The organism is Bacillus sp. BP-3 (assembly GCF_028401955.1).
Classification (GTDB): domain Bacteria; phylum Bacillota; class Bacilli; order Bacillales; family Bacillaceae_G; genus Bacillus_A.
The window spans coordinates 31,948-39,886 of sequence record NZ_JAQOTJ010000026.1 but is presented as its reverse complement, the minus strand read 5'-3'; the positions used below and the strand labels follow the sequence as shown (position 1 = coordinate 39,886).

7 protein-coding genes and 1 pseudogene are annotated in these 7,939 nt (G+C 37.0%); all 8 read left to right on the top strand.

The window, feature by feature from the left end; all coding sequences use genetic code 11:
• Positions 1 to 78 precede the first annotated feature (78 nt).
• Positions 79 to 288: pseudogene (locus tag PLX19_RS26290) on the top strand (NUDIX hydrolase); the annotation flags it as partial.
• Positions 289 to 303: 15 nt separating this feature from the next.
• On the top strand, positions 304 to 621 hold the full coding sequence (locus PLX19_RS24105; RefSeq protein ID WP_272191431.1) for a YuiB family protein: 318 nt from the start codon (positions 304 to 306) through the stop codon (positions 619 to 621).
• Positions 622 to 706: 85 nt separating this feature from the next.
• On the top strand, positions 707 to 1,333 hold the full coding sequence (locus PLX19_RS24100; protein ID WP_272191435.1) for a 3D domain-containing protein: 627 nt from the start codon (positions 707 to 709) through the stop codon (positions 1,331 to 1,333).
• Between the two features lie 233 nt (positions 1,334 to 1,566).
• The gene (locus PLX19_RS24095) at positions 1,567 to 1,947 is read left to right on the top strand and encodes a DUF309 domain-containing protein (protein WP_272191434.1); all 381 of its coding nucleotides are present in this window, start codon (positions 1,567 to 1,569) and stop codon (positions 1,945 to 1,947) included.
• A 61-nt stretch (positions 1,948 to 2,008) separates the two neighbouring features.
• Positions 2,009 to 3,496, top strand: a complete 1,488-nt coding sequence (locus PLX19_RS24090) for a leucyl aminopeptidase (RefSeq protein WP_272191430.1) — start codon at positions 2,009 to 2,011, stop codon at positions 3,494 to 3,496.
• 140 nt (positions 3,497 to 3,636) lie between these two features.
• On the top strand, positions 3,637 to 5,364 hold the full coding sequence (locus tag PLX19_RS24085) for a phospho-sugar mutase (RefSeq protein WP_272191429.1): 1,728 nt from the start codon (positions 3,637 to 3,639) through the stop codon (positions 5,362 to 5,364).
• 536 nt (positions 5,365 to 5,900) lie between these two features.
• Positions 5,901 to 6,785, top strand: a complete 885-nt coding sequence (gene galU / locus PLX19_RS24080; RefSeq protein ID WP_272191428.1) for a UTP--glucose-1-phosphate uridylyltransferase GalU — start codon at positions 5,901 to 5,903, stop codon at positions 6,783 to 6,785.
• A gap of 140 nt (positions 6,786 to 6,925) precedes the next feature.
• Complete coding sequence (locus PLX19_RS24075; RefSeq protein WP_272191427.1) at positions 6,926 to 7,930, top strand: glycosyltransferase family 2 protein; 1,005 nt, start codon at positions 6,926 to 6,928, stop codon at positions 7,928 to 7,930.
• Positions 7,931 to 7,939 lie beyond the last annotated feature (9 nt).

Genomic DNA, 7,939 nt, shown 5'->3' with positions numbered 1-7,939 from the left:
ATGATGGGAAACCATCACGTACGGTGTGATGTGGGGGAAAAGGCGGAGATAATATCAAACCCTTACCTATCACAATAAGACATTGTCGTTCAAGAGCGAGAATTATCTGAAGGAGCATTTTTATTTCCGGAGGATATCGTACATGATGAAGATGCTTCGGTGTTAATAAAGTATTTATTAGAAGCGATGCCAGCTCCGCTTTTACAAATGGATGGGATGTTAAATCCAGGAGAGCAGTTTGGTTATACAGTATATAACGTTTTTGTTGGAGATACAGAAAATAAATAAGAAGGGATGGAAATAATGAGCATACCTATTTTGTTAATTTCTATGATGTTATTCTTAGTTTTATTTTTTGGAATTGGTTTTTTATTAAATATGATTTTACGGGCAACATGGGTGATGCTTGTTGTATATCCACTTATTTGTGTATTTATTATTGATAAAGTTGATTTCTTAGATTATTTTGTAAAGCCGAAAGAAGCATTTTCTTCATTAGGAACAAGTTTTCTTCATCTTGGACAGGCTGACATTATCATTTTATCAACGGGTTTAGTTGGTGCTGCTTTATCTGGTATTGTAATCAAATCATTACGGCAACGTGGATATCAAATGTTTTGAAGCTCCTTTCTGAGGAGCTTTTTTTCATGAATAATTTCTTCATCGGTTGGGGCACAATAACGATGAAGGAGTGTGGAAAACGAAAATGATAAAACGATATAGCATTCGCATGATAATGGTTTGCTTATTTGTAGCTGCATTGTGTGTAACTTGGCAAGCTATGTCAGGAATCTCTCTTTCTGAAATGCTTCATATGTATAAGAAGAATGGAGCGAAAGTAGTACACGCAGCTGAACAAAATCAGCAGGCGATTCCAAGTGCCGAAGTTATTCGTGCTTTAGAGAATGCAAAAGATTGGTCAAAGTATCGCCAAATGGAAGTTACTGCAACAGGATATACAGCTGGTATGGAGTCAACAGGGAAAACAAAAGGACATCCTGAATACGGGATTACATATTCCGGGGTGAAAGTAAAGCGGGATATATATTCAACAATCGCAGCTGACCTTCGCATATTTCCGATTGGAACAATTCTATTCGTTCCTGGGTATGGCTACGGTGTTGTGGCAGATAAAGGCGGTGCAATTCAAGGGAATCGCCTTGATTTATATTATGAAACTGTGCGAGATGTATATAATCAATGGGGAAAGAAAAAAGTGAATGTTTACGTTGTGAAAGTAGGAAATGGCAAACTTACAGAACAAGATTTAGCGCTTTTAAATGAAGACGAAACAATGCAAGTGTTTCGCACACAATATTTAAAGCAACAATAGTCTAGACGCATGTGGCGCTAGACTTTTTTCATTTGTTATCATAAAGTGAAACTTTAATCAGTGAGGGTATTTCCCACTGATTATTAACCCTCACCAATCGGGCTTTTATGGGCAGTTTATGTCCTACCTAACTTCTTTGATTTTGCCAAAATTTGAGGTAGGAGTATTACTGCCCACGAATAGCGGGATAAAGTGAAATGGAGAAGAAAAAACGCAGTAAAGGGAGAGAAGTGATGAAAGATTATCCTTTAGCGTATTATGAGTTTTTTATAAAGTATAATGAAGGGGATTATTATACGTGCCATGACTTATTAGAAGAGATGTGGCTTGAGGACCGAGGGAATTTGTTTTTAAAAGGTTTATTACAAATGACAGTCGCACAGTATCATTACAGCTACGGGAATATAAAGGGAGCACGAATGATGATGGAAGTAGCTGAAATGTATTTAACTCCCTATTGTAAGGTTTATTGGAACTTGAATGTTGAAAAAGTCGTACAATTTATTCAAACGTGTCGGAAAATGTTATCGGAAGAGGTCGATCAAATTCCATATGAGCAAATTCAGGATTTGCCGAATTTCCCGCCATTTATTTTATACATGGAAGAAGTTTGAATTATCGCATTTTCCTGAAAACAAGAGTATAATAGGGATAGAAAAATCAGGGGGTGCTGTCATGTTTCAAGTACAAAAAGAATTAGCAAGCCATGAAGCAGTAGTTGTTGCTTTATTTGAAGATGAAGTAATGAGCAGTTTTGTAAAAGAATTAAACGAATCATTTGATGGACATTTACAAGTGCTACTAGATGAAAAAGAAATTTCTTCAAAGAAAAAAGCCATTTCAAAAGTACATAGTTTAGGAAAAACAAATGTAAAACGTTATTACTTTGTCGGACTTGGCAAAAGAGAAAGATATACAACAGAAACATTGCGCGGTGCACTTGGAAAGCTAGCGAAAACATTGCAAAGTGCAAAAGTGAAAGATGTTGCATTTATGTTAGATTCATTTGTTACAGAAAAACTGGATGTTATTGATGTAGCGCACATTGCTGCAGAAACATATTCCCTTGGTACATATGAGCTAGTAACATATAAAACGGATAAAAAAGAAGCACATCAATTAGAAAGCTTTGTTGTTATTACGAAGGAAGATCCGCAAGAAATTGAAGCGGCATTAACAGTTGGTTATGTGCACGGACGTGCTACAAACTCTGCGCGGACACTTGTGAATATGCCGCCAAACATGTTAACGGCAACGGCTTTAGCAGATTATGCTGTTGAACTAGCCGAAAAGTATGATATGGATTATAAAGTTCTTGAGAAAGAGGAAATGGAAGAGCTTGGAATGGGTGCTCTACTTGCGGTAAACCAAGGTTCTACAGAGCCGCCAAAAATGATTGCTCTTTTATATAAAGGGAAAGAAGAGTGGACAGATGTCATTGGCTTAGTTGGGAAAGGGATTACATATGATACAGGTGGTTATTCTCTAAAACCGCGCGAAAGCATGGTTGGTATGAAAGGTGATATGGGCGGTGCGGCAGCTGTCCTTGGTGCTATGGAAATTATCGGTGAACTTCGCCCAGAGCAAAATGTAGTGGCTGTTATCCCATCGACAGATAATATGGTGAGCGGAACTGCATTTAAACCAGATGATGTGATTACATCGATGAGTGGTAAAACGATTGAAGTATTAAATACAGACGCAGAAGGCCGCTTAGCGTTAGCTGACGGTATTACGTATGCGAAGAAGCTAGGGGCAAATTACCTTGTTGATGTTGCGACGTTAACAGGTGGTGTTATTGTTGCTCTTGGAAATCATACAACAGGTGCTATGACAAATAACGAAGCATTTTATGAGCAAGTGTTAGAAGCAGCGCTGGAAACAGATGAGACAATTTGGCAATTGCCAATTTTCGAACGTGATAAAGAGCGTGTTCGAAATAGTAAGTTAGCAGATTTAAATAACTCACCAGGACGTGAGGGCCATGCGATTATGGCAGGTGTATTCATTGGAGAATTTGCAGAAGAAACACCTTGGGTGCATTTAGACATCGCGGGAACATCTGATACAAGTAGCGCACATGACTTAGGGCCAAGTGGTGGAACAGGAGCAATGGTGCGTACATTAGCAACACTTGTTGAAATGTTTGGAAATGAAGAGTAAGTAAGGAAAGGATTGGCGTTTGCTAATCCTTTTTTTCGTGATAAATAGGGAATTAAATGCTGTAAAAAAATAAAAAATATTGAGGGAAGCATAATTTTTTTCATATAATGGGACTATGCTGATTGAGAGGAGAAAACAACATGGAATGGAAAAAAGAATATGAACGCTGGATTTCCTTTGCAGATTTAGATGCAGAGCTAAAGCAGCAATTAGAAGAAATGCAAAATAATGAAAAGAAAATTGAAGATAGCTTTTATAAAAATTTAGAATTTGGTACAGGTGGTATGCGCGGAGAACTAGGCGCTGGTACAAATCGTTTAAATGTGTATACTGTTCGTAAAGCAACGGAAGGTTTAGCTCGTTTCATTGAAAAGCAAGGCGAAGAAGCAAAAGCACGCGGTGTTGTTGTTGCGTATGATTCTCGTCATAAATCTCCAGAGTTTGCGATGGAAGTAGCGGCAACATTAGGTGCTCACGGCATTAAAACATATGTATTTGAAAGTCTGCGCCCAACGCCAGAATTGTCATTTGCAGTGCGCTATTTACATACGTACAGTGGTATCGTTCTTACAGCGAGCCATAACCCGCCTGAATATAATGGCTATAAAGTGTATGGAGATGATGGGGGACAATTGCCTCCAAAAGAAGCGGATGAGTTGATTCATTATGTAAATGATGTAAGCGATGAATTGACAGTAGAGGTTGCTGATGTAGAGCAACTAAAACAAAACGGTCTCCTGCAGATTATCGGTCAAGAAGTTGACGATGCATATTTAGAACAATTAAAAACAGTAATTCTTGATAAAGAGCTTGTGAAGGAAATTGGACAAGATTTAAAAATTGTCTTCTCACCTTTGCATGGAACATCTAATATTCCAGCGCGCCGCGGATTAGAAGCAGTTGGATTTAAAAATGTAACCGTTGTAAAAGAGCAAGAACAGCCAGATCCAGACTTTTCAACAGTAAAATCACCAAATCCAGAAGAGCATGCTGCGTTTGAATTGGCAATTCAGTACGGTGAAGAAATTGATGCAGATGTATTAATTGCAACAGATCCAGATGCCGATCGTCTTGGTGTGGCAGTTCGTAATCATGATGGTGAGTATCAAGTGTTAACAGGAAACCAAACAGGTGCTTTAATGCTAGAATACTTATTATCACAAAAGAAAGAACAAGGTATTTTACCAGCGAACGGTGTTGTATTAAAAACAATCGTTACATCCGAGTTAGGACGTACAATTGCAAAATCTTATGGACTTGATACAATCGATACGTTAACTGGCTTTAAATTTATCGGTGAAAAAATTAAGCAATATGAAGCGAGCGGAGAATATGAGTTCCAGTTCGGCTATGAAGAAAGCTACGGCTATTTAATTCGTCCGTTCTGCCGTGATAAAGATGCGGTACAATCTGTATTATTTGCATGTGAAGTTGCCGCATATTATAAAGCACAAGGTAAAACATTATATGATGGTTTACTTGAAGTGTTTGAAAAGTACGGATACTTCCGTGAAGGACTTGTTTCCTTAACGTTAAAAGGAAAAGATGGAGCAGAACAAATGCAAAATATGATGACATCGTTCCGTGAAAATAGACCGACAGAAGTTGCGAGCTTAGAGGTAACGATTGCTGAAGATTATAAAGCGAGCGTTAGAACAAAAGTAGAAGAAAATGCGACAGAAGAAATCAAATTACCAAAATCAAATGTATTAAAGTATTATTTGGCAGATGGATCTTGGTTCTGCTTACGCCCATCCGGAACAGAGCCGAAAATCAAGTTTTACTTCGGTGTACAAGGAGATTCCTTACAACATAGTGAAGAGAAGCTTGAGGAGATTAAAAAAGCTATTATGAATCGAGTACAATAAAGTGAAACTTCCATTAGTGGGGGTCTTACTGCCCGTTAATGCGGGATAAAAAAAGGGAGGAATCCCTTTTTTTTATTGCATAAAGAATTAATAAATAAGTAAAAGGTACATGTATTGGGAATTCTTTGTCGCAGGGAAATAATGGTAAAATAACTACGCATAACAAACTGTTTCATGGGGAGTGGCTTCTCAAAATAAAGGATTTCTTTCGCAGAACCAGTTGAAATATCGTTCGTTTATTATGTTATCAATCTATGACAAGTTAGAGGAAACCTTGACTAATGAAGAGACAATCATGTAAAATTTGTAGGGAATGTCACTTTGTCATAAAAAACAAGGGAAGATTATAAAGCAAAAAGGGTGTAAGATTCCTAGAGAGATACTATACAAGAGTTAATATGACGACGTACTTCATATTTATGTTCTCTATATTAAGTGTGCTTTGTACAATAAATTTATCCTGTGTAGGATAAATTAACTGATAGGAAATAAAAAAATGTTCGCCATGTAAAACCATAAAGAAAGAGGTTGTAAACATGAAAAAAGTAAGAAAAGCTATTATTCCTGCTGCTGGTCTTGGAACACGTTTTTTACCAGCAACGAAGGCAATGCCAAAGGAAATGTTACCGATTGTTGATAAACCAACAATTCAATATATCGTTGAAGAAGCAGTTGCTGCAGGTATTGAAGATATTATTATCGTTACAGGCAAAACAAAACGTGCAATTGAAGATCATTTTGATAATGCTTTTGAATTAGAGCAAAATTTATTAGAAAAGAAAAAGTATGAGCTACTTGAAAAGGTACAAGCTTCTTCTAAAATGGTTGATATTCACTATATCCGTCAAAAAGAACCAAAAGGTTTAGGCCATGCAGTATGGTGTGCGCGTAAATTCATTGGTGATGAGCCGTTTGCTGTATTACTTGGAGACGATATTGTGCAAGCAGAAACACCTTGCTTAAAACAATTGATCGATGAGTATGAAAAAACATTATCATCTGTAATTGGTGTGCAAACAGTTCCAGAAGATGAAACACATCGCTACGGTATTATTGATCCATTAGAAAAAGATGGCCGTCGTTATCAAGTAAAACAATTTGTTGAAAAACCAGCACAAGGTACAGCACCTTCAAATTTAGCGATTATGGGTCGTTATGTCTTAACACCTGAAATCTTCCGTTTCTTAGAAGAGCAACATATCGGTGCTGGCGGTGAGATTCAATTAACGGATGCAATTCAAAATCTAAACGAAATTCAACGCGTATTCGCTTACGATTTTGAAGGAACACGTTATGATGTTGGTGAGAAGCTTGGCTTTATTCAAACAACAATTGAAATGGCACTGCAACATGACGAATTAAAAGAAGATTTACTACAAATTATGCAAAAACTAGTGCAAGAACGAGCAGTTAAAAATTAATTATTGATAGATGTGTAAGATTAGACATAGTGAATTGGAGAATGAGGTATTCTAAGGGAAACATCCAATTTACTATGTCTAATCTGTGCTTATAAATTGTTCTTTACTGAGAAAATTTGAAAAAGAAAGGGGTACCTTCTTTGAAGACCATTACAATTTTAGTACCGGCATACAATGAAGAAGAAGTGTTAGATCAACTGTATAGTCGGTTAACGGGCGTAATTGAGTCGGTGCCAAACTACAACTTCGAGATTTTATTTGTGAATGATGGAAGTAAAGATAATACATTAAATATGATCAAAGAATTTCGAGTGCGCGATAAACGCATTTCCTATGTAGACTTATCTCGTAACTTTGGAAAAGAGACGGCGATGATCGCAGGACTTGATCATGCGACGGGAGATGCAGTTATCATTATTGATGCTGATTTACAAGATCCGCCAGAATTAATCCCAGAAATGATTCAATATTGGGAGCAGGGTTATGATGATATTTATGCAAAAAGACGTTCTCGTGCAGGAGAATCTTGGGCGAAAAAATGGACAGCTGGAAAATTCTATAGCCTATTAAAGAAAACAACAAGAATCCCAATTCAAGAAAATACAGGAGATTTCCGTTTACTGGATAGACGTTGCGTGGAAGCATTAAAGAAAATTCGTGAAACACAGCGTTATACAAAAGGAATGTTCAGTTGGATTGGATACAATAAGAAAGAAATTTTATTCGACCGTGATCCACGCGCAGCTGGTGAAACGAAATGGAACTACTTTAAGCTAATCGATTTAGCAATTGAAGGAATTACATCCTTTACAACGGCTCCATTACGTCTTGCATCTTTCTTCGGATTTACTGTATCATTTGGTGCGTTTTGTTATATGCTTTGGATTATTATTAAAACGATGATGTATGGTGAATCTGTAACTGGATATCCATCGATGATGACAGCGATTTTATTCCTTGGTGGAGTACAGTTGATTTCCATTGGAATTATCGGTGAATATTTAGGCCGTATCTTTAACGAAACGAAAAATCGTCCACTATACTTTGTAGATGAGTATAACGATGATAAAGTAACAAATTTGGATGAAAAGCCAACAGCAAAGTTATATCGCGTAGAAGATCATAAAGTAAAATCAAATCGTTAGGAGATTAAG

Coding starts and splice junctions, on each gene's coding strand:
- PLX19_RS24105 (WP_272191431.1), top strand. CDS start 304: ATGAGCATACCTATTTTGTTAATTTCTATGATGTTATTCTTAGTTTTA.
- galU (WP_272191428.1), top strand. CDS start 5,901: ATGAAAAAAGTAAGAAAAGCTATTATTCCTGCTGCTGGTCTTGGAACA.
- PLX19_RS24100 (WP_272191435.1), top strand. CDS start 707: ATGATAAAACGATATAGCATTCGCATGATAATGGTTTGCTTATTTGTA.
- PLX19_RS24090 (WP_272191430.1), top strand. CDS start 2,009: ATGTTTCAAGTACAAAAAGAATTAGCAAGCCATGAAGCAGTAGTTGTT.
- PLX19_RS24095 (WP_272191434.1), top strand. CDS start 1,567: ATGAAAGATTATCCTTTAGCGTATTATGAGTTTTTTATAAAGTATAAT.
- PLX19_RS24085 (WP_272191429.1), top strand. CDS start 3,637: ATGGAATGGAAAAAAGAATATGAACGCTGGATTTCCTTTGCAGATTTA.